The organism is Flavobacterium rarum (SeqCode) (assembly GCF_965234445.1).
In the GTDB taxonomy this organism is placed as follows: Bacteria; Bacteroidota; Bacteroidia; order Flavobacteriales; family Flavobacteriaceae; genus Flavobacterium; species Flavobacterium rarum.
Map to the genome: position 1 here is coordinate 1 of NZ_OZ248506.1, position 24,690 is coordinate 24,690.

Sequence of the window (24,690 nt, forward strand, 5' to 3'; positions counted from 1 at the left end):
TTAATACCGCTGCAAATAGTTTGAACTATCATTTAGAAACCATTTTAAACTTCTTTAAAAACAGACATACTAATGCAAATGCAGAATCATTTAATTCCAAAATAAAACTCTTTAGAGCAAATCAAAGAGGCGTAGTAGATGTGAAATTCTTTCTCTTTAGAATGGAAAAACTTTTTGCTTAATCCCCATAAAATTTATGTGACCCCTTTATCCTCCAAAAAACATCTTGGATTGGGCTGTAGAGAATGTAAATAATATGATAAGGAATGATGATTTAATTCGTTTAATTTCTTTTAAACAACAAAAGACATTTTCTTTGTCAAGTCCAAAAGTTGTTGTTGGTCAAATTGCAAGTGGCGATCAATTCTTTTCTAATAATGAAGAAAAGAAAAACCTACTAACCCTGCTTCCTGAAGTTTTGTGTGTGGAAATGGAGGGAGCTGCAGTAGCGCAAGTCTGTTTTGAATATAAAGTTCCATATGTTATTATACGTACTATTTCAGATGAGTCGAATGAGAATTCTGTTGTTGATTTTAATGAATTTGTAACTCAAGTCGCTTCCAAATTTGGAGTGGCAATTATTCAAAAATTAATTCAATAATACTTTTTTTATAGCAAAGATTTTTATTAATATTTTATTTACTTGGCTTTATTAAGAATACTGTTTTGTATTTTTTTTGAATTTCAATAAGGTTTCTTTCTGCCTCCATTCGGGTTCTGAAGTTTCCAACCCAAACTTTATAATTAGGAGTATTGAAAATTATGGTTCCATCCAAATTTTTATATTCTTGTCTAAATTCATATAGAGTTTTTTTGGCACTCTCACTAACACCGTTGTAAATTTGAATTTTATAACGATCGTTATATGATAAATTAGGGTTGGATTTTCTTTTTTCGTTTAATAATTGTTCAAATTTTGAGTTTTCATTTAGGTTTAATATAGTGCTTTGAGCCATTAAATTTGTAGAGGTAATGGAAAACAGTGTAAAGAGTAGCAATGTGTTAAGTGGGCTTAAAAATCTCATAATCTGATTATTTATTATGCAAAAATAGTTTTTTAACAGGAAATCGTAATAGTTTTATTATTTAGATTTAATATAAATTATAATTAAGATTATTTTAAGGTTTTGAGAATAGTTCTTAAGTCGTATTTTTGTCCAAATTTTTAAATTAGGTCCGTTAGGTTTTCAGTATTTTTGGATGACAAACGAACAATTTTTTAGTAGATAATCAATATTTTAATATGAAAAAGGTGGGTAACCATAATTCGAATTCAAGGAAATTATTTTTAGGCTTAGCTTTAATGCTAAGTATTTCCGTAGCTACATTTGCTCAGGATACAGCTCCTGTTGCCGCTGCAGCAACTACAGCAGCTCCAGCCGTGAGTTCTGGAGGTGATGCGGTAAAAGGTAAAGAGCTTTTTAATGCCAATTGTGCTGCTTGTCATAAACTTGATGCTAAAGCGACAGGGCCAGCTCTTAGAAATATCATTTCAAAACATGATATTACATGGCTTTATAAGTGGATTCATAATAGTTCAGATTTAATAAAATCTGGTGATGCTGCTGCTGTTAAGGTTTTCGAGGAAAACAATAAAATTCCTATGACTGCTTTTCCTCAATTATCTGAGGGTGATATTGATAATATAATAGCTTATACTTCTGAGCCAAAAGCAGAAGCTCCTGCTGTAGTTGCAGGTGCAGCTGGTGTAGCTGGTGGTAAAGGTGATGCTTCTCAAGATGGAGGTGTTTCTAATAATGTTATTTTAGGTGCGTTATCATTTGTTATGATAATTCTTATTGTAATGTTAGTTTTAGTTAATAAAGTTTTAAGAAAAGTAGCTTCTGCTAATGGAATTGAAGTAGCTCCTAAAGAACCTTCGTTGCCGATTTGGAAAGCTTTTGCTAGAAATCAATTTTTGGTTTTAGTAACTTCTATATTTTTAATATTAACTGGGGCGTATTTTGTTTATGGCTTTTTAATGCAAGTTGGAGTTGATCAAAATTATCAGCCTATTCAGCCAATACATTACTCACACAGAATTCACGCTGGAGACAATGAGATCAATTGTAAATATTGTCACTCTTCGGCACGTGTTAGTAAACATTCTGGAATACCTTCTTTAAACGTTTGTATGAACTGCCATAAAAGTATTGGTGAAGTTGCAGAAACTACTGCTACTCCTGAATACAGCAAGGCTTTTTACGATGGAGAAATTCAAAAGCTTTATAAAGCAGTTGGATGGGATGCTACTTCACAATCGTATACTGGTAAAACAGAGCCAGTAAAATGGGTTCGAATTCATAATTTACCCGATTTTGTATATTTTAATCACTCTCAACACGTTTCGGTTGCTGGAATTGAATGTCAAACTTGTCATGGACCAGTTCAAGAATATGAAATAATGAAGCAATTTTCTTCTTTAACAATGGGGTGGTGTATTAATTGCCATAGAAAAACTGACGTTAAAATGGAAGGGAATGAATATTATACTAAAATTCATGAAGAGCTTTCTAAAAAGTATGGTGTTGATAAGTTGACTGCTGCTCAAATGGGTGGTTTAGAATGTGGTAAATGTCATTACTAGAAAGGTTATTAGGTTAATCGATTATTCGAATAAACCTTTAAACGAATCAATAAAATAATAATTAAGATTTAATATTTATATATAATATGTCATCAAACAAAAAATACTGGAAAAGTGTTGAAGAGCTAGACGGAAATAGTTCTATTGTTGAGGCGCTTAGAAATAACGAATTTGTTGAAGAAATTCCTACTGATGAATTTTTAGGAAACGAAGCTGCTTTGTCATCCTCTTCAACTACACGTCGTGACTTTTTAAAGTACGTTGGTTTTAGTACTGCGGCAGCGTCACTTGCTGCTTGTGAAGGCCCTGTGCACTTGTCTATTCCTTACGTATTACAACCTGAACAAATTATACCTGGGGTAGCAGATTATTATGCAACTTCAATATTTGATGGTTTTGATTTTGCAAACCTTTTGGTGAAAACGCGAGAAGGTCGTCCAATTAAAATTGACAATAATGCTATTGCTGGAGCAAAATTCACCGCAAATGCTAGAGTTCATGCTTCTATTTTAGGATTGTATGACAGTATGCGTTTGAAAGAACCAAAATTAGAAGCAAAAGATTCTACATGGGCTGCAGTTGATTCCAAAATCAAATCTAGTATTGTTGATGCTAAAGCAAAAGGTGGACAAGTTGTTTTTTTGACAAACACATTAGCAAGTCCTTCTACAGAAGCACTTATAGCTAGTTTTATTGCTAAGAATTCAAATGCTAAACATGTTATATATGATGCTGTTTCTTCTTCAGAAGCGTTAGATGCTTTTGAAACTGTTTATGGAGAAAGAGCTTTAGTGGATTATGATTTTTCAAAAGCTTCTTTAATCGTTTCAGTTGGAGCTGATTTCCTTGGAGATTGGCAAGGTGGTGGTTACGATACTGGATATGCACAAGGTAGAATTCCTAAAAACGGAAAAATGTCTCGTCATTTTCAATTAGAATCAAATATGACTTTATCTGGTGCTGCAGCTGATAAACGTGTTGCAATGTCAACCGTAAATCAGAAGCAAGCGTTAGTTACTATTTATAACATTATTACTGGTTCGTCTGTAGCTACTTCTTTGGATGCAGCTTATAAAGCAGATGTAACAAAAGCTGCTCAGCAATTAAAAGCAGCCGGTTCGAAAGGACTTTTGGTTTCAGGTATTCAAGATAAAAATGCTCAATTATTAGTCTTAGCAATTAATCAAGTATTAACAAGTGAAGCTTTTTCTACTTCGGGTACTAGACAAATACGTAAAGGATCTAATGAAAAAGTAGCTCAATTGATAAAAGATATGAATGCTGGTAGTGTTCATACTTTAATTATGAGTGGTGTTAATCCTGTTTATACTTTAGCTGACAGTAAATTGTTTGTTGAAGGATTGAAGAAAGTGAAGACTTCAGTTTCATTATCTTTAAAAGAAGACGAAACGGCATTGCTTTCTACAATTGCTGCTCCTGTTCCTCATTATTTGGAATCTTGGGGTGATTTAACTTTAACAAAAGGAACTTACAGTCTTACTCAGCCTACAATTCGTCCATTATTCAATACCAAACAATTTCAAGATATTTTATTATCTATTAGTGGTATTCCAGGTACTTATTATGATTATTTGAAATCTTTTTCAAGTTCAGTAATTGCTGGTTCGTCTTGGAACACTGTTTTACATGATGGAGTTTATGTTGGAGTTGTACCATCAGCTTCTGCAGGAACAGCTGATTATTCAGGTGCTGCAAATATCTTAGCACAAGCAAAATCAAACGGTCTAGAATTAGTATTGTATACTAAAACTGGAATGGGAGATGGTCAACAAGCGAATAACCCATGGTTACAAGAGTTTCCAGATCCATTAACAAGAGTGTCTTGGGATAATTATGTTACTGTTTCAAGTGTTGATGCTAAGAAATTAGGTTTGTCAAATGAAATTGTTGCAAATGGTGGATTGAATGGAAGTTATGCAAAATTAAATGCAAATGGAGTGACTTTTGAAAATGTTCCTGTAATTGTTCAGCCAGGTCAAGCGGTTGGTACAATTGGTATGGCTTTAGGTTATGGTCGTAAAGCAGCTTTAAAAGAAGAAATGCAAGTAGGTGTTAATGCTTACGGTTTATATGAAAATTTTAATAATGTACAAACTGCTACATTAGTAAAAGCTGATGGACAACACGAATTTGCTTGTGTTCAAGGTCAAAAAACATTGATGGGTAGAGGGGATATTATCAAAGAAACTTCTTTGGAAATATTCAATACAAAAGATGTCGAGTTTTGGAATGAAAAACCAATGGTATCATTAGATCACAAAGAAGTAGAAGCTACTTCTGTTGACTTATGGGGTTCTTTTGATCGTTCTACTGGACATCATTTTAATCTATCTATTGATTTAAATGCTTGTACTGGATGTGGCGCTTGTGTAATTGCTTGTCATGCTGAAAACAACGTTCCAGTTGTTGGTAAAGAAGAAGTACGAAGAAGTAGAGATATGCACTGGTTGCGTATCGATAGATATTATTCTTCTGAAAGTACTTTTGAAGGTGATAATGAGAGAAAAGAAAATATAGCTGGTTTGTCTAGTTCATTATCTACTTTCAATGAAATGGAAAATGCAAATGCTAATCCACAAGTTTCTTTTCAACCTGTAATGTGTCAACATTGTAATCACGCTCCTTGTGAGACTGTTTGTCCGGTTGCTGCAACTTCACATGGTCGTCAAGGTCAAAATCAAATGGCTTATAACAGATGTGTTGGTACGCGTTATTGTGCTAACAACTGTCCTTATAAAGTGCGTCGTTTTAACTGGTTCTTATATAATAAAAACAGTGAATTCGATTATCATATGAATGATGATTTAGGACGTATGGTTTTAAATCCAGATGTAAATGTTCGTTCTCGTGGAGTAATGGAAAAATGTTCAATGTGTATTCAAATGACACAAGCTACAATTTTGAAAGCTAAAAACGAAGGAAGAGCTATTAAAGATGGAGAATTCCAAACTGCTTGTTCAAATGCTTGTTCTACTGGAGCAATGATATTTGGGGATGTAAATGATAAAGAGGCTTCAGTTACTAAATTGGCTGAAGATGAAAGAAGTTATCATTTGTTAGAGCATGTTGGTACAAAACCAAATGTTGTATACCACGTTAAAGTTAGAAATACCTAGTACAAAAATTATTAATTAAGAATCAAATAAAGGATTATGTCGTCTCACTACGAAGCAGCCATTAGAAAACCCTTAGTTATAGGTGATAAATCATATCACGATATAACTGTAGACGTAGCCGCACCTATTGAAGGTAAAGCAAACAAACAATGGTGGATTGTATTTACAATCGCATTAACCGCTTTCCTTTGGGGAATGGGGTGTATTATTTACACTGTATCTACCGGTATTGGAACTTGGGGATTAAACAAAACAGTTGGTTGGGCTTGGGATATTACTAACTTTGTATGGTGGGTTGGTATTGGTCATGCCGGTACTCTTATCTCTGCTGTACTATTATTATTCCGTCAACGATGGAGAATGGCTATTAACCGTTCTGCAGAAGCTATGACTATTTTCTCTGTTATTCAAGCAGGTTTATTTCCAATTATTCACATGGGTCGTCCTTGGTTGGCTTATTGGGTATTGCCTATTCCAAATCAATTTGGATCACTTTGGGTAAACTTTAACTCTCCTTTACTTTGGGACGTGTTTGCAATTTCTACTTATCTTTCTGTTTCATTAGTTTTCTGGTGGACTGGTTTGTTACCCGATTTTGCAATGCTTCGTGATAGAGCAATTACTCCTTTTAACAAAAGAGTATATTCTATATTAAGTTTTGGATGGAGTGGTAGAGCAAAAGATTGGCAACGTTTTGAAGAAGTATCTTTGGTTCTTGCAGGTTTAGCTACTCCACTTGTACTTTCGGTTCATACTATTGTGTCGATGGACTTTGCAACTTCTGTAATTCCAGGATGGCATACTACAATTTTCCCTCCGTACTTCGTTGCTGGAGCGGTTTTTTCAGGATTTGCAATGGTTAATACTTTGCTAATTATAATGAGAAAGGTTTCTAATCTTGAAGCGTATATTACTATTCAGCATATCGAATTGATGAATATTGTAATCATGATTACTGGTTCTATTGTTGGGGTTGCTTATATAACTGAGCTTTTCATTGCTTGGTATTCCGGAGTAGAGTATGAACAATATGCGTTTTTAAATAGAGCAACTGGACCTTACTGGTGGGCCTATTGGGCGATGATGACTTGTAATGTGTTTTCACCACAATTTATGTGGTTCAAAAAATTAAGAACAAGTATTATGTTTTCTTTTGTCATTTCAATTGTAGTAAATATTGGTATGTGGTTTGAAAGATTTGTGATTATTGTAACTTCATTGCATAGAGATTATTTACCGTCTTCATGGACCATGTTCTCTCCTACATTTGTTGATATTGGAATTTTTATAGGAACAATTGGTTTCTTCTTTGTATTGTTTTTATTGTATGCTAGAACTTTCCCAGTGATTGCTCAAGCCGAGGTTAAAACTATATTGAAAGCTACTGGAGAATATTATATTAAAGAAAGAGAAGCTAATAAACATTCACATCATGAGTAATAGAGTTATATACGCCATTTATAATGACGATGATATTTTGATGGATGCTGTAAAGAAAACACGTGCAGCTCATCACCATATTGAAGAAGTTTTCACCCCTTTTCCAGTTCACGGATTGGACAAAGCAATGGGTTTAGCACCAACAAGATTAGCCATTTGTGCTTTTATATATGGATTGTGCGGATTGTCTTTTGGTACTTGGATGATGAATTTTATTATGATTCAAGACTGGCCTCAAGATATTGGTGGTAAACCAAGTTTTAGTTATATTGATAATATGCCAGCTTTCGTTCCTATAATGTTTGAAGAAACAGTATTTTTCGCTGCGCATTTAATGGTTATTACTTTTTATATGAGAAGTAGATTATGGCCGTTTAAAGAAGCTGAAAATCCTGATGTTAGAACAACAGATGACCATTTTTTAATGGAAGTTGCTGTTAATAACAATGAAGAAGAATTAGTTTCTTTCTTTGAAAGTACAGGTGCAGTAGAAGTAAAAGTAATTGATAAGCATTAATTTTAGATATGAAAAGTTTATATAAAATAACACTTGTATTTGGTATAATGATATTCGTTTCATCATGTCATAATGATGCAAATCCTAATTATCAATATTTTCCAAATATGTATGAAGCAGTGAGTGCTGAAACATATGCTCCCGCACCAGTAACTGTTTTCAAAAATGGTAATGAAGCACAACTTCCTGCTATTGGTTCTATTAAAAGAGGTTTTCAACCTTTCGAATATGATAATACTCCTGAAGGATATACATTAGCGAAAGCAAATTTAAAATCTCCATTGGATTCATTAGACAGAAATTCCGGTAAGGGGAAGGATCTTTTTGAAATTTATTGTATCAGTTGCCATGGTGCAGCTGGTGATGGTAAAGGAAAATTAGTTGAAAGAGAAAAAATATTAGGGGTTCCTAGCTACAAAGACAGAGAAATCACCGAAGGTAGTATTTACTTTGTTGTAACTTATGGGTTAAATGCTATGGGTTCTCATGCAAACCAACTTAGTTCACACGAACGTTGGTTAGTTTCAGACTATGTTCTTAAACTTAGAGCACAATAAAAATTGTTGAACAAACTGATCGTAATAGATATGTATACATTTTCAAGTAAATTAAAAACGTTTTCTTTCGTCTTAATGGCAATTGGCCTTTTAGGAATTGGATACGGATTTTTAACTGCACCTAAAGACATTCAACAAGTTGAAGCTTTACTTGCTGCAGAAACTCATGGAGGACATGGTGAAGCTAAACATGAAACAGCTGCACCTGCTCATAATTCTGAAACAGCAGCTACAGAACATGGCAAATTAGAAACTGAGAAACATGATGTAAAAGAAGTTTCTGAACATAAGGAACATTTAGAGCATGTTTTTCATCAATTGCAAAACAAACCATGGGCTGCATTATATGTAGCTTGTATTTTCTTTATGCTTTTATCAATGGGGACTTTAGCTTTTTATGCTATACAACAAGTTGCTCAAGCAGGTTGGTCGCCAGTTCTTTTTAGAGTAATGCAGGCAATAACGGCTTATTTGCCAGTTGGTTCTGTTTTGTTTTTTATCTTTTTATTGTTATGTGGATTGCATTTTAACCATTTGTTTATTTGGTTGGATCCTGAAGTCGTAGCTCATGATAAAATTATTGCTGGAAAATCAGGATACCTAAACTTTCCTTTTTGGATAGTTAGAGCTGCTATATTTTTGTTGGGTTGGAATGCTTATCGTTATTTTTCTCGTAAAAATTGTCTGGCTCAAGATGAATCAAGTGATAATTCTTTTTACAAAAAGAATTTCAATATTTCTGCAATGTTTTTAGTATTCTTTATTGTAACTGAATCCATTATGTCTTGGGATTGGATTATGTCTATTGATCCGCATTGGTCAAGTACATTATTTGGTTGGTACGTTTTTGCTAGTTTCTTTGTAAGTGGTATTACTATGATAGCCATGGTTACTGTATATTTGAAATCAAGAGGGTATTTAGAAAATGTAAATTCAAGTCATATACATGATTTAGCTAAATTCATGTTTGGTATTAGTGTATTTTGGACATATTTATGGTTTTCACAATTCATGTTGATTTGGTATGCTAATATTCCAGAAGAGATTACTTATTTTGTAACCAGAATTCAAGTTTACAATTTACCATTTTTTGGAGCTGTAGTTATGAATTTCTTGTTTCCAATATTGATCTTAATAAATACTGATTTCAAACGTATCACTTGGATTTTAGTTATGGCTGGTATTTCAATTTTGTTAGGTCATTATATTGACTTTTTCAATATGATTATGCCAGGTACAGTGGGTGGAAGTTGGTTTATTGGAATCTCAGAAATTGCATCCGTTTTATTCTTTCTTGGATTATTTATTTTTGTTGTCTTCTCAGCATTAACTAAAGTTCCTTTGTTACCAAAAAGAAATCCATATATAGAAGAGAGTAAACATTTTCATTATTAATATTTAAAGAGATAAACAGATGACAAGTTTGTTGGTAATTATAGTTTTAGTTTTATTGGCAATTGCATTATGGCAATTGACGAAGATCTTCGATCTAACGCAAGTAGGTTCGACTTCGGACAATTCTCAAATAGCAAATGACGATGATAATAATGTTCAAGGATATTTGATGTTTGGCTTTGTTGCTTTCATTTATATATTTACGATTTATGGTGTTTACACTTGGGGTCCATTAGTTCTTCATACCCCTGCTTCAGAACATGGTTCGTTAATAGACGGATTAATGAATGTTACTTGGGTTTTAATATTTATAGTTCAAGCTATTACGCAAGTTCTATTGCATTATTTTGCTTTTAAGTACAGAGGAAATAAAGATAAAAGAGCCTTATATTTTGCTGATAATAATAAATTAGAAGCAATATGGAGTGTTATTCCTGCTGTTGTTTTGGCTGGTTTAATTCTTTACGGTTTGTATGCTTGGACCAATATTATGTTTATTGATGAAGATGATGATACGGTTGTAATTGAAATTTATGCTCAACAATTCAAATGGACAGCGAGATATGCAGGTACAGACAATGTATTAGGTAAAGCTAATGTAAGATTAATAGAAGGCGTTAATACTTTAGGTGTGGATTTAGCTGATCCATACTCTCAAGATGATATAGTAGTATCTGAATTACATATCCCGAAAGGAAAGAAAATTCATTTCAAGATGCGTTCTCAAGATGTTTTGCACTCTGCTTATTTTCCTTATTTTAGAGCGCAAATGAATTGTGTTCCTGGAATGGTCACAGAGTTTGCTTTTACTCCAATATATACAACTGCTGAATATCAAGCGTTACCTTATATGGTTGAGAAAGTAGCTAATATTAATAAAATTAGAGCTAAGAAAAGTATTGAACTTGTAGCTAAAGGTGAAACAGCTTTAGACCCTTACACTTTTGACTATTTATTATTGTGTAATAAAATTTGTGGAGCTTCACATTATAACATGCAAATGAAAGTAATTGTTGATTCTCCAGAAGATTACAAGAAATGGGTAAATGAACAAGCCAAATTAGTAAGCCAAGTTAAAGAAGATAAAGCAGGTGCTGTACCTTCTGAAGGCGAAGTAAAAGTAGATTCAACTCAATCAAAAGATACTGTAGCTGTTGTTAAAATAGCTATGAAATAATTATTAAGAAAATTTAAAGTATAAATATATGTCAGCAGAAGGTCACGATCACGGACACGATCACGAACACGAACACCACCATAAGGACACTTTCATTACTAAATATATTTTTAGTATTGATCACAAAATGATTGCCAAACAATACCTTATAACAGGTATTATTATGGGAGTAATTGGTGTTACTATGTCTATGCTTTTTAGAATGCAATTGGCATGGCCAGAAGAGTCTTTCAAGATTTTTAATATTTTACTTGGTGATAAATGGGCTCCAAATGGAGTAATGACTAACGATATTTACTTAGCTTTAGTTACTATACACGGAACAATAATGGTTTTCTTTGTGCTTACCGCGGGTTTGAGTGGTACGTTTAGTAACTTATTAATACCGTTACAAATTGGTGCTCGAGATATGGCATCCGGTTTTATGAACATGATTTCGTATTGGTTATTCTTTTTGTCAAGTGTAATCATGATTTGTTCTCTATTTATTGAATCAGGACCTGCAAATGCAGGTTGGACTATTTATCCTCCTTTAAGCGCACTCCCTCAAGCAATATCTGGTTCTGGTTTGGGTATGACTTTATGGTTGGTTTCTATGGCAATTTTTATTGCTTCATCTTTAATGGGATCTCTTAATTATGTCGTAACTGTAATTAATCTTAGAACCAAAGGAATGTCAATGACAAGAATGCCTCTTACTATTTGGGCTTTCTTTGTAACTGCAATTATCGGTATAGTTTCTTTTCCTGTTTTATTATCGGCTGCTTTATTGTTGATTTTTGATAGAAGTTTTGGTACTTCATTTTTCTTGTCAGATATATATCTAGCGGGTGAAGTGTTACATTATCAAGGTGGTTCACCTGTTTTGTTTGAGCATTTATTTTGGTTTTTAGGGCATCCTGAAGTTTATATAGTTCTTTTACCTGCTTTGGGTATTACTTCTGAAGTTATTGCAACAAACTCACGTAAACCAATTTTTGGTTACAGAGCAATGATTATGTCTATCATAGCTATTGCCTTTTTGTCAACAATTGTTTGGGGTCACCATATGTTTATTTCTGGTATGAATCCTTTTTTAGGATCTGTTTTTACTTTTACTACGTTGTTAATTGCAATACCATCTGCAGTTAAAGCGTTTAATTATATAACAACGCTTTGGAAAGGAAACTTACAACTTAATCCAGCTATGTTGTTTTCAATAGGTTTGGTTTCTACTTTCATAACTGGAGGTTTAACTGGAATTATTTTAGGAGATAGTACATTGGATATTAATGTTCATGATACTTATTTTGTTGTTGCTCACTTTCACTTGGTTATGGGTATTTCTGCACTTTACGGAATGTTTGCAGGTGTTTATCATTGGTTTCCAAGATTATTTGGTAGAATGTTGAACAAAAATTTAGGATATGTTCACTTTTGGGTTACTGCAATATGTGCTTATGGTGTATTTTTCCCAATGCATTTTATTGGTTTAGCAGGTTTGCCAAGACGCTATTATACAAATACGAATTTTCCTTTATTTGATGATTTGCAAAACGTAAATGTATTGATTACAACATTTGCATTAATTGGTGGAGTTTTTCAATTAGTGTTTTTGTATAATTTCTTTAGTAGTATTTTCTATGGTAAGAAATCAGTTATGAATCCATGGAAATCCAACACTTTGGAATGGACAGCGCCAGTAGAACATATTCATGGTAACTGGCCTGGAGAAATTCCAGAAGTTCACCGTTGGCCTTATGATTATAGTAAACCAGGTCATGATGATGATTTTGTACCTCAAAATGTACCAATGAAAGTTGGAGAAGAAGTATTACATCATTAGTTTTAAAATAAAATTTTTAAATGCCTTTCAATCTTGAGAGGCATTTTTTTATAATTTATAGTTACTTTTTTTATCTTTATAGAATGAATGAAAACTTAGATCCTACTAACAGCAATTTAAGCACTGATGAACTTGATATCGAAAAAAGATTAAGGCCTTTGTCTTTTGATGATTTTGCAGGTCAAGATCAGGTGTTAGAAAATTTAAAAGTTTTTGTTGCGGCCGCTAATCAACGAAATGAAGCGCTAGATCATACTCTTTTTCACGGGCCTCCTGGATTAGGGAAAACCACTTTGGCTAATATTTTGGCTAATGAATTGCAAGTGGGTATCAAAATTACTTCAGGACCTGTATTGGATAAGCCTGGGGATCTTGCTGGTTTATTAACAAATCTTGAAGAGCGAGATGTTTTGTTTATTGATGAAATTCATCGTTTAAGTCCTATAGTAGAGGAATATCTATATTCAGCTATGGAAGATTTTAAGATCGATATCATGATTGAATCAGGTCCAAATGCAAGAACCGTTCAAATTAATTTAAATCCTTTTACATTAATCGGTGCAACTACTCGATCAGGTTTACTTACTGCGCCTATGCGTGCTAGGTTTGGTATTTCTTCAAGATTGCAATATTATACTACTGAACTTTTAACTTCTATAGTCGAGCGTTCGGCTTCTATTTTTAAAATGCCTATTTCTCTGGAAGCTGCTATAGAAATTGCTGGTAGAAGCAGAGGGACACCACGTATAGCAAATGCATTACTTCGTAGGGTTCGAGATTTTGCTCAGATTAAAGGAAATGGAACAATTGATATTGAAATTGCTCGGTACGCCTTAAAAGCACTAAATGTTGATGCTCATGGCCTAGATGAGATGGATAATAAGATATTAAATACTATTATTGATAAATTTAAAGGAGGCCCTGTTGGTCTTTCAACATTGGCGACTGCTGTTTCCGAAAGTAGTGAAACAATTGAAGAAGTATATGAGCCCTTTTTGATCCAAGAAGGTTTTATTATGAGAACGCCTAGAGGAAGAGAAGTTACTGATAAAGCTTATAAGCATTTAGGTAAAATTAAAACAAATATTCAAGGAGGCTTGTTTTAATTGTAAGAAGCTTTTCTTTCTAAATACTATGTTTTTGCCAACTTCAAGTAAGTAGAAAAAATTTTTCTTTTTTAACGAATTATTCGATAGTTATTTTATCAAGTCGGTAATTATAATTTTTTTTATTATTCTAAACAATAAATCAAAATATACAGAGTTCATAAAGTCTGAGTCTAAACGCCTCGGTTTTCTGTCTTGTGGAATATCTAAAGCTGGTTTTCTTGAACAAGAAGCACCTCGTCTAGAAGATTGGTTAAACAAGAATAGAAATGGCCAAATGGCCTATATGGAGAATCACTTTGATAAACGTTTGGATCCTACTTTATTGGTAGATGATGCCAAAAGTGTGGTTTCGCTTTTGTTGAATTATTATCCTTCTGAATTACAGAATTCTGATTCTTTTAAAATATCAAAATATGCTTATGGTCAAGATTATCATTATGTAATCAAAGATAAATTAAATGAATTACTTTTTTCCATTCAACAAAATATAGGAGAAGTTTCGGGTAGAGCATTCGTAGATTCAGCCCCTGTACTTGATAAAGCTTGGGCAGCAAAAAGTGGTTTAGGTTGGATTGGAAAAAGTAGCAATTTATTAACTCAAAAAGTAGGTTCTTTTTATTTTATTGCCGAACTTATTATCGATTTAGACTTAGAATACGATCAAGTAACCACAGATCATTGTGGTACTTGTACCGCTTGTATTGATGCTTGTCCTACCCAAGCAATTGTTGCTCCCTATTTAGTTGATGGAAGTAAATGCATATCTTATTTTACTATTGAACTCAAAGATAGTATTCCGCAAGAAATGAAAGGTAAATTTAATGATTGGGTATTTGGTTGTGATGTTTGCCAAGATGTTTGTCCTTGGAATAGGTTTTCAAAGCCGCATAATGAACCTTTATTTAATCCTAATCCTGATTTACTTTCTATATCCAAAAAAGATTGGATTGAAATATCAGAAGAAACTTTCAATGTTGTTTTTAAAAACTCTGCGCTTAAACGCACTAAATATCAAGGAATTAAGCGAAATATTGCCTTTTTAAAATAATTTTCATTTTTTATCTAGTTTTTTTGTTTAATTATTTTTGCATATTAATTTTTATTTAAAATATTTTGTATCTTTATTGTAATTAGTTGTAATTTAAAGAAATAACACTTTTTTATCGGTTAAAAACGCTTGTTGTCGACTATAAAAGCATTTAATCGGATTTTGTTAATAAGTTGTTTGCAATTTTATAATTTTGCATGTCCCATTCTATTTGAACTTAATACAGAATTAATTATGAGAAACTTTACTTTAAAAAGGCTTAAATCTTTTAAGCCATTATTTTTTGTTGTTTTATTTTTATTCAGTAGTTTTTCTGTATTTTCTCAATATTCAACAAAACATTATATTGCCGCTGCTCCTTGGGATTATTCTTCAGATGCTAATGAGTTTGTTATTTCATGTCCTTCAGGGACAGCTAGTGTGACCATTACCAAAAGTGATGGAACTGCAATTACAACGATGAGTGTTACTTCAGGTTCACCTGTTGCTTTCAGACCAACAGGTATCCCTGCAACAAAACCTGCCAATGCCATCAATACAATATACAATGATAGAGGGTTGATTTTTACAAGTACTCTACCCATTGCAGTTTCTATAAGAAATATTGAAAGTGATCAAGTAAATGGTGGTAGACCTGCAGAGATTAAAGGAAATGCCTCATTAGCAAGTTATGGAAATGAAGCAATTGGATCTTCTTTTAGAGTAGGATATTACAGAACAAATTTCACTGGGCTTTATGCTTATGCACCAACAGGATTTCCAGCTGCAACAGCAGCACCTGTTTATTCAGTTATGGCAATTGATAACAACACTGTGGTATCAATAAATGGGACTGTTTTGGTTACTTTGAATGCAGGCCAGTGTTATCTTTTTCAAACAGCAATCGGATCATTAATTTCTTCTACTAAACCAGTTGTAATGAATTCTGGTCAATGGAGAGATACGCCAACTGGTTGTGGAGATTCAGTTTTGAATGAAATTCCTCCTGTTCGAGTTTTGGGTACAAATTATTTAGTGGTTAGAGGAAGTGGAACAACTCGAGGTACTAGTACTAATTTAAATTTCCCAGAACAAACCGTCTTTATTGCTACTGAAGACAATACAAGAGTTACTGTAAATACTGTAGATACTGCAGGAACCATAACAGCTACAAATAACTACCTTTTGCCAACTGCTGGAAGTTATCAAAGTATTTTTCATGGTATTGATGGTGTAAAATATTCAGCTTCAATTATTTCTGCTGATAAAAAAATTATAGTATATTCTGGTACAGCACAAAGTTGCGAAGTTGATATGGCTTGTGTTGCTCCTATAAGTCCTTGTACGGGTTCCTATAGTGTAGAAACCATTAAATTTTTAACATATAATAATACTACCTTAAAATATTTTGGGTATGTTTTAGTTAATGATGCATCTGCTCCAGTTTTTATAAATGGTGTCAATTTGGAGACTTTGACAAGTACTTCAAGATATCAAATAGGTAGTTCTGGTTATTACATTATGAGATTTACAAATACTCAATTAGGTGATCCTACAAACCTTGTTTTTACATCTTCTGTTCGAATGAGTTTGAGTATGGTGCAGTCAGAAGGAGGGTTTTCTATGGCTTCTTACTTGTCTTCGTATAATGATAATGCCACCCAACAGTTTGCCCCTACAATAAACGGTTCTGGGTGTGTTTCGACCTTAACGGCTGAGCCAGGGTTAGAGCCATACCAATGGTATTTAAATGATGTCTTGATACCAGGCGCCACAAACCAAACTTATGTCCCTACGGAAACAGGATCATATTCGGTTGCAGGAATAAAAGAATGTGGGCTTTCGGTAGCTTCAACCCCTGTAGTAATCAATTGTATTCCAATCGATGCGGTTAATGATGGGAGTAGTTTGTCTCCATTTGCGACCGTGATTTCAGGTTCAACTCTGCCAACTTCTGTAATGTCAAATGATTTTATAAATGGAGTTGCAGCAACAACGAGTAACACTACTATCACACCTAAGACTCAAGGACCCTTAACTATTAATGCTGCGGGTATTATTACTGTAGCCTCGGGAACCGTGAATGGAGTATATCCAATTGAATATGAATTGTGTTCGACGCTTTTGTCTCCTACTATTTGTGATAAAGCTACAGCTTATGTTAAAGTAACTGTCCTGCCAGGATCAATTGCTTCAGATCGAACAATTTGTAGTGGAGGAGATCCTGCTGCTTTTACAAGCACAAGTAATGGTGTAGGAGTTGGAACAATAACCTACCGATGGGAAAGTGCTGTAAGTCCATTTACTACCTGGAATACGATATCAGGTCAAACTGCTACAACTTATGATGTTCCCTCAGGATTAATAGTTACAACTAGCTATCGCAGAATTGCAATATCAACATTAGGAGAATCTGATCCAACTGCACCAGTAACTGTAACGGTAAATCCATTACCAACAACTTACGCTGTAACAGGTGGTGGAGCTTTTTGTTCTGGTGGAACAGGAGTTGCAGTAGGGCTAGCGAATTCTCAAACTGGTATCAATTACCAATTAAAATTAGGTGGTGTAAATAATGGAGCAGCTGTTACAGGAACTGGAAGTGCGATTAGTTTTGGAAATAAAACGACCGCTGGAACGTATACAGTTGTAGCCACTAATGCGACAACAGGATGTACAGTTGCAATGACTGGAAGTGTTTCGGTTTCTATTAATTCATTACCAATAAGTTATGCTGTAACCGGCGGTGGAGCTTTTTGTTCTGGTGGAACAGGAGTTGCAGTAGGACTAGCGAATTCTCAAACTGGTATCAATTATCAATTACAATTAGGTGGTGTAAATGACGGATCAGTTGTTGCAGGTACTGGAAGTGCGTTTAGTTTTGGAAACAAAACGGCCGCTGGAACGTATACAGTTATAGCTACTAATGCAACTACAGGATGTACAGTTGCAATGACTGGAAGTGTTTTGGTTTCTATTAATTCATTACCAATAAGTTATACTGTAACAGGCGGTGGAGCTTTTTGTTCTGGTGGAACAGGTGTTGCAGTAGGACTAGCAAATTCTCAAACTGGTATCAATTATCAATTACAATTAGGTGGTGTAAATGACGGTTCAGTTGTTGCAGGAACCGGTAGTACGATTAGTTTTGGAAACAAAACGACCGCTGGAACGTATACAGTTGTAGCCACTAATGCAACTACAGGATGTACAGTTGCAATGACTGGAAGTGTAGGTATAACAATCAATGCCGCACCAGCTGCGCCAACAGCGCCAGTGGACGTAACGGTATGCGAAACAGGATCATCTCAAACTTTGACAGCAACAGCCACGGTTCCTTCGGGATCAAGTATTGTTTGGTATGATGCTGCAACAGGCGGAAATGTGGTAAATCCAGCGACATTAGTAAGTACAACCGCTTCGACACTAACATTATACGGACAAACGTCTAACGGCACCTGTTCTAGTTTAACAAGAACCGCTGTTGTTTTGACAATCAATGCCGCACCAGCTGCGCCAACAGCGCCAGTGGACGTAACGGTATGCGAAACAGGATCATCTCAAACTTTGACAGCAACAGCCACGGTTCCTTCGGGATCAAGTATTGTTTGGTATGATGCTGCAACAGGCGGAAATGTGGTAAATCCAGCGACATTAGTAAGTACAACCGCTTCGACACTAACATTATACGGACAAACGTCTAACGGCACCTGTTCTAGTTTAACAAGAACCGCTGTTGTTTTGACAATCAATGCCGCACCAGCTGCGCCAACAGTATCTGTTTTAACTCAGGCAACTTGTGCTTTTTCAAAAGGTAGTGTTTTATTAAGTGGGTTGCCTTCAGGGATTTGGATGATTAATCCAGTTTCTATCTCAGGTAATACTCCTTCATGGTCTATTTTTAATTTATCTTCGGGTACTTATAGCTATACTGTAACTAATTCTGTTGGTTGTACATCATTGACAACTGCGGATATAATTATTTCTAATGTAATTTGTGCTAATGATGACAACATCTTCCCAGCACAAACACCAAGCACTACCGTTGCCACCACCGTTGGAAACGTAACGGATAATGATACCTTAAATGGAGTTGCAGTTACAGCTTCCAACACGGATGTTACTCCAATCACCACAGGACCATTAAGCATAGATGCGGACGGAGTGTTAAGCTTAGCGCCAAACACCATCACAGGAACGTATACCATTACCTACCAATTGTGTGAAGTAGGAGCAATGCCTACGAATTGTGATACAGCAGTTGCTACAGTAGTAGTTGGGAATGTAATCGATGCCGTATTGAACAACACTTTCCCAGCACAAACACCAAGCACTACCGTTGCCACCACCGTTGGAAACGTAACGGATAATGATACCTTAAATGGAGTTGCTGTAACAGTATCAAATACAGATGTTACGCCAATCGCCACAGGACCCTTAAGCATAGATGCGAACGGAGTGTTGAGCTTAGCGCCAAACACCACCACAGGAACATACACTATAACATACCAATTGTGTGAAGTAGGAGCCAATCCAGCAAATTGTGATACAGCAGTTGCGACAGTAGTAGTAGGCAATGTAATTGATGCCGTATTGAACAACACTTTCCCAGCACAAACACCAAGCACTACCGTTGCCACCACCGTTGGAAACGTAACGGATAATGATACCTTAAATGGAGTTGCAGTTACAGCTTCCAACACGGATGTTACGCCAATTATCACAGGACCATTAAGCATAGATGCGAACGGAGTGTTGAGCTTAGCGCCAAACACCACCACAGGAACATACACTATAACATACCAATTGTGTGAAGTAGGAGCCAATCCAGCGAATTGTGATACAGCAGTTGCTACAGTAGTAGTTGGCAATGTAATCGATGCCGTATTGGACAACACTTTCCCAGCACAAACACCAAGCACTACCGTTACCACCACCGTTGGAAACGTAACGGATAATGATACCTTAAATGGAGTTGCAGTAACAGTATCAAATACAGATGTTACGCCAATCACCACTGGACCATTAAGCATAGATGCAAACGGAGTTTTGAGCTTAGCGCCAAACACCACCACAGGAACGTATACCATTACCTACCAATTATGTGAAGTAGGAGCTTCGCCAGCGAATTGTGCCACATCCACTGTAACGGTTGTGGTAAGTGCACCACTAATCGATGCGGTAACCGAAACAACTCCATCAATCAACGGATTAACTGGAGGAACCACAGCGACTTTAGTAGGGAACGACACTTTAAACGGTAGTCCAGTAGTAATAGGTAGTAACCCAGGTCAAGTAACTTTGGTAGGCCTAGCAGTTCCAACAGGATTAACCTTAAATGCAGACGGAACGGTATCGGTAGCACCAAACACCCCGGCCGGAAACTACAATGTAGTTTACAGAATCTGTGAAGTAACGAATCCAAGTAATTGTGATACCGTGACTTCAGTAGTAGTTGTTAACACAATAGATGCTAAAAATGATGCATTATCAACTATAATTGGAGCATTTGGAGGAACAACAGAAAATATACTATTGAATGATAGTCTAAATGGTGTAGTATTAACCGCTGCTACTTTAAATACAGTAGTTGTAACTCGAGTAGGGGTTTATCCATCAGGAATAACAATTAATGCAGATGGTACTTTGAATGTTGCTCCAGGAACGGCAGTTGGAAATTATATATTAGAATATCAAATATGTTCGTTAGCATTACCAACATTATGTGATACGGCTAGTATTACAATTCAGATAATTACTGTTGCACCACCACCATCACCAGCTCCACCGGCAATATTCGCTGATACTGATTTGGCTGGTCCAATTGTGAGTAATACAACAGCGCAAAATGTTTTGAATGTATTGTCTAATGATTTTATAGAATTGACACCAGCCACAGTAAGTAATGTTGTAGTATCTACAGTTACAGCAGATCCAACAGGGTTTATGACTTTGCAAGGAGATGGGACAATAGTTCTAGGGGCTAATATACCAGCTGGTACCTATACATTGACCTATTCAATATGCGAAATAGTTAGACCAACCAATTGTACGACTGCAACGGTTACGATAATTGTAGATAAGCCAAGTATTGCATTAGTGAAAACGGCCAAATTCAATGACGAAAATGGTGATGGTTATTCTAAAGCAGGAGAAACTATTACGTATAGTTTTGAGGTAACCAATACTGGTAACACGATTTTGACCAATGTTACGATAAGTGATCCATTACCAGGGGTTGTAATGTCAGGATTTCCATTAACATTGGGCATTGGAGAGAGTAATAGTACCCATTTCCAAGGAGTATATACGATCAAACAAAGCGATATCAATTCGGGAAGTATTTCTAACCAAGCTACCGTTTATGGAACAGCACCAAGTGGTTTAGTAGTAGAAGACAAATCAGATGATTCAAATTTGGTTAATGATAATCCTACTGTACTATCAGTTTCGGGCTGTGCTGTAAAAGTCTTTAATGCGGTATCTCCAGACGGTAACGGTCAAAACGATCGATTCTATATCCTTGGACTGGAATGTTATCCAGAGAATTCGATAGAGATTTTCAATCGTTGGGGAGTTTTGGTATTTGAAAGGGATCAATACAACAATGAGGACAAAGCCTTTAGAGGGATATCAGAGGGAAGAGTTACCTTAGAGAAATCATCTGAATTGCCTGTAGGAACTTACTTTTATATACTTAAATATAAAGACAGCGGTAACAATAGTTTTGAAAAATCAGGATACTTGTATTTGAATAGAAAATAAAAAGAGCCCCAAGCTTTAAAAATAAATATACTTATGAAAACAATAATAATAGGGTTGTTGTTAATGGTTTTGTCCATTAACAGCTATGCCCAACAAGATGCCCAATACACCCAGTACATGTACAATACTATATTGGTCAATCCAGCTTATGCAGGATCCCGACAGGCAATGAGCATTTTTGCTTTACATCGTACACAGTGGGTGGGTTTGGATGGAGCTCCAGTAACGAATTCTTTTTCGATTAATACACCGATAAATGAAAGTAAAGTAGGATTGGGATTATCATTTGTAAACGATCAAATAGGGCCTTCTGATGAAAATAATATCGCTGTCGATTTCTCCTACACTATCCCAGCATCAGAGAAGTATAAAATGTCATTTGGAATAAAAGCCAGTGCCAATTTGTTAAACGTAGACTTTACCAAACTGGATCAATACCCAGGCGACCCTATATTTGAAGAAAACATAGACAATAAATTTTCACCCAATATAGGAGTTGGATTCTATTTGCATTCCGACAAAGGCTACTTAGGATTGTCCGCGCCTAATCTTATCGAAACGCAACATTTTGATGGTTCTGCTACATCGAGTTCTACGAGTCATATAGCTACCGAGCGAATCAATTATTACTTAATAGCGGGTTATGTTTTTGATTTGAATCCAAGTCTTAAATTCAAACCCTCTTTGCAAAGTAAATACGTTCAAGGAGCGCCATTGCAAGTTGATTTGAGCGCCAATTTTATGATAAATGATAAATTTGTGGCAGGATTGGCCTACAGGTGGAGCGCAGCGATGAGTGCTATGGTCGGATTTCAAGCAAGTGATTCTTTTTTTGTGGGCTATGCCTATGATTTTGACACCACCGATTTAGTTGATTACAATTCAGGTTCGCACGAAATCTTTTTGCGATACGAATTGTTTAACAAGTTTGACAAAATTATATCCCCAAGATTCTTCTAAAACGTACACTTATGAAATCGGCATGATTCCATATCATAAATTGCAAAGAAGAATGTCGATACCATATTCCGTTAAAAAACAAATATTATCTTCATATGAAAATTAAAAACATAGTTTACATCCTGTTTTTGAGTGTTATCCTAACACAGGGATATGCCCAAAAAGCAACCGTTGCCAAAGCAGATACCAATTACGATCGATATGCTTATGTGGACGCCATAGACAATTACGAGAAAGTAGCCGAGAAAGGGTACCAAGACGAGAAGATGTTCCAAAAATTAGGCAATGCTTATTACTTTAAAGCCGAATTGCCACAAGCTTTAAAATGGTACGATAAGCTTTTTGCTTTATATCCCAACCAAGAGCCAGAGTATTTTTACCGCTATTCGCAAACATTAAAATCAACAGGAGACTACACCAAAGCCGATCAGATGCTGGAGCAGTTTAATGCAAAAACCGGTAACGATAAAAGAGGGATATTATTCAAAGAAAACAAGAATTACCTAGAAGAGATCAAAGTCAATTCTGGTCGTTTTCAAGTAGTGGATGCAGGAGTTAATTCGGAATTCTCCGATTACGGTAGTTCTTTTTTTGGAGATAAATTAGTATTTGCATCGGCAAGAGATACCGGCGGGGTTTCCAAGAAAGTATTCAAATGGACCAACAAATCTTTTACGAATTTGTACGCCTCAGAGATGAAATCCGATGGTGAAATGGGGATTCCCGAAAAATTTGAACGTAAGATCAACTCCAAATTTAATGAGTCGACTCCAATTTTTACCCAAGACGGTAAAACAATGTATTTTACTAGGAATAACTACCTGTCGGGCAAAAGAGGAAGAGATGCAGACAAAAACACATTGCTTAAAATTTATAAATCCACATTGGACAAAGAAGGTCAATGGAGTGATGTAAAAGAATTGCCTTTTAATAGTGATCAATACAGTGTGGCGCATCCTACATTGAGCGTTGACGAAAAGACGTTGTATTTTGCATCGGATATGCCGGGTACCTTAGGACAATCGGATTTGTTTAGAGTCAAAATAAATGAAGATGGCACTTATGGAGTTCCAGAGAATCTGGGGCCAGAGATCAATACCGAAGGAAGAGAAACTTTTCCGTTTATATCTGCCGACAAAGAATTGTATTTTGCCAGCGATGGTCGACCAGGACTTGGCGGATTGGATGTGTTTGTGGCCAAAATTGAAGTAGATCAAAGCTTTTACGGGATTCAAAACGTAGGAGAACCAATCAATAGCAAGCAAGACGATTTTGCCTTTTTGATCAACAGTAAAAATAGAAATGGATTTTTTACCTCGAACAGAGAAGGGGGAAAAGGATATGATGATATTTACCGATTTGTGGAGAACAAAAAACTAACTTGTGAGCAAGAACTTTCAGGATTGGTAACCGACTTGGAAACAAAAGAAATACTGATCAACACAAAGATGAGTTTGTTTGATGCCAATTTCAAGCCACTGCAAGTAACACAAACAGATGCAAAAGGGCGATATAGTTTTCCGGTAGATTGTGGTAAAATTTATTATGTAAGAGCTGAGAAAGACGAATACCAAACCAAAGAAGGGTCAGTTAAGACAAAGAGTTTTAGCAGCAGCAAAGATTACCCAGTGGCTTTGGAAAAAAGAATTAAAACCATTGCAGTAGGAACGGATTTGGCCAAAACCTTGGATATTCCTATTATTTATTTTGATTTGGATAAGTCCTTCATTCGAAAAGATGCTGCTTATGAGTTGGCCAAAGTGATGACGGTAATGCAACAGTATCCAGAGATGAAAATAGAAGTACGCTCACATACCGATAGTCGCCAAACATCGAAATACAACGAAAAACTATCCGACAAAAGAGCCAAAGCTACAGTAGCTTGGTTAGTGAAAAACGGAATAAATTCGACGCGATTAATCGGGAAAGGATATGGAGAAACAATGTTAGTGAATCAATGTGCTGATGGCGTAAAATGTACTGAGGAAGAACATCAAGCCAACAGACGAAGTGAATTCATAATTGTTTCGTTGAAATAAACCTACAATAAGTATTTAAATCCCTTCTTTTTGAGACATTCTTAAAGAAGGGATTTTTTGTGCTATTAATTTGTTTCAAAAAATAGTATCAAACTTTCTAAATGGTATATTTGTGGGTATAATTCATAAGCAATGGTTATAAATGTACTAGTAAA

16 protein-coding genes are annotated in these 24,690 nt (G+C 35.3%); 15 read left to right on the top strand and 1 reads right to left on the bottom strand.

What is annotated here, in order from left to right:
* The coding region (locus tag AC8GF4_RS16900; RefSeq protein WP_506596356.1) for a transposase at positions 1–182 on the top strand (182 nt) is incomplete at its 5' end.
* A gap of 74 nt (positions 183–256) precedes the next feature.
* Positions 257–601, top strand: coding sequence for a 5'-methylthioadenosine/S-adenosylhomocysteine nucleosidase (gene mtnN / locus AC8GF4_RS16905; RefSeq protein ID WP_506596622.1), 345 nt, complete (start codon positions 257–259; stop codon positions 599–601).
* A gap of 34 nt (positions 602–635) precedes the next feature.
* Here mtnN and AC8GF4_RS16910 read toward each other — a convergent pair whose 3' ends face one another.
* Entirely contained in the window at positions 636–1,025 is a 390-nt protein-coding gene (locus AC8GF4_RS16910) for an SPOR domain-containing protein (protein ID WP_506596358.1), read from the bottom strand.
* A 218-nt stretch (positions 1,026–1,243) separates the two neighbouring features.
* Here AC8GF4_RS16910 and AC8GF4_RS16915 point away from each other — a divergent pair, with 218 nt between their 5' ends.
* The 13 genes from AC8GF4_RS16915 to AC8GF4_RS16975 all read left to right on the top strand — a co-directional run bounded on the left by AC8GF4_RS16915 (position 1,244) and on the right by AC8GF4_RS16975 (position 24,535).
* A complete protein-coding gene (locus AC8GF4_RS16915) occupies positions 1,244–2,587 on the top strand; it encodes a c-type cytochrome (RefSeq protein ID WP_506596359.1) in 1,344 nt (447 codons plus the stop codon).
* 86 nt (positions 2,588–2,673) lie between these two features.
* The gene (locus AC8GF4_RS16920) at positions 2,674–5,724 is read left to right on the top strand and encodes a TAT-variant-translocated molybdopterin oxidoreductase (RefSeq protein ID WP_506596360.1); all 3,051 of its coding nucleotides are present in this window, start codon (positions 2,674–2,676) and stop codon (positions 5,722–5,724) included.
* A gap of 36 nt (positions 5,725–5,760) precedes the next feature.
* Entirely contained in the window at positions 5,761–7,164 is a 1,404-nt protein-coding gene (gene nrfD, locus AC8GF4_RS16925; RefSeq protein WP_506596362.1) for an NrfD/PsrC family molybdoenzyme membrane anchor subunit, read from the top strand.
* Positions 7,157–7,681 carry a DUF3341 domain-containing protein gene (locus tag AC8GF4_RS16930; protein ID WP_506596363.1) on the top strand — a complete coding sequence of 175 codons (525 nt, stop codon included), beginning with the start codon at positions 7,157–7,159 and terminating at the stop codon, positions 7,679–7,681. Before nrfD ends, AC8GF4_RS16930 begins: the two co-directional genes overlap by 8 nt.
* An 8-nt stretch (positions 7,682–7,689) precedes the next feature.
* On the top strand, positions 7,690–8,238 hold the full coding sequence (locus AC8GF4_RS16935) for a c-type cytochrome (protein WP_506596365.1): 549 nt from the start codon (positions 7,690–7,692) through the stop codon (positions 8,236–8,238).
* 30 nt (positions 8,239–8,268) lie between these two features.
* The gene (locus tag AC8GF4_RS16940; RefSeq protein ID WP_506596367.1) at positions 8,269–9,633 is read left to right on the top strand and encodes a quinol:cytochrome C oxidoreductase; all 1,365 of its coding nucleotides are present in this window, start codon (positions 8,269–8,271) and stop codon (positions 9,631–9,633) included.
* A 19-nt stretch (positions 9,634–9,652) separates the two neighbouring features.
* Positions 9,653–10,810, top strand: coding sequence for a cytochrome c oxidase subunit II (locus tag AC8GF4_RS16945; protein WP_506596369.1), 1,158 nt, complete (start codon positions 9,653–9,655; stop codon positions 10,808–10,810).
* A 28-nt stretch (positions 10,811–10,838) separates the two neighbouring features.
* Positions 10,839–12,635 (top strand): cytochrome c oxidase subunit I, encoded by a 1,797-nt coding sequence (locus AC8GF4_RS16950; RefSeq protein ID WP_506596371.1) that lies wholly within the window; start codon positions 10,839–10,841, stop codon positions 12,633–12,635.
* An 83-nt stretch (positions 12,636–12,718) separates the two neighbouring features.
* Positions 12,719–13,741, top strand: a complete 1,023-nt coding sequence (ruvB, locus tag AC8GF4_RS16955) for a Holliday junction branch migration DNA helicase RuvB (RefSeq protein WP_506596624.1) — start codon at positions 12,719–12,721, stop codon at positions 13,739–13,741.
* A 127-nt stretch (positions 13,742–13,868) separates the two neighbouring features.
* On the top strand, positions 13,869–14,792 hold the full coding sequence (gene queG, locus AC8GF4_RS16960) for a tRNA epoxyqueuosine(34) reductase QueG (protein ID WP_506596626.1): 924 nt from the start codon (positions 13,869–13,871) through the stop codon (positions 14,790–14,792).
* A 234-nt stretch (positions 14,793–15,026) separates the two neighbouring features.
* Positions 15,027–21,536, top strand: a complete 6,510-nt coding sequence (locus AC8GF4_RS16965; RefSeq protein WP_506596373.1) for a T9SS type B sorting domain-containing protein — start codon at positions 15,027–15,029, stop codon at positions 21,534–21,536.
* 33 nt (positions 21,537–21,569) lie between these two features.
* A complete protein-coding gene (locus AC8GF4_RS16970; protein WP_506596375.1) occupies positions 21,570–22,496 on the top strand; it encodes a PorP/SprF family type IX secretion system membrane protein in 927 nt (308 codons plus the stop codon).
* A 95-nt stretch (positions 22,497–22,591) separates the two neighbouring features.
* Complete coding sequence (locus AC8GF4_RS16975; RefSeq protein ID WP_506596377.1) at positions 22,592–24,535, top strand: OmpA family protein; 1,944 nt, start codon at positions 22,592–22,594, stop codon at positions 24,533–24,535.
* Positions 24,536–24,690 lie beyond the last annotated feature (155 nt).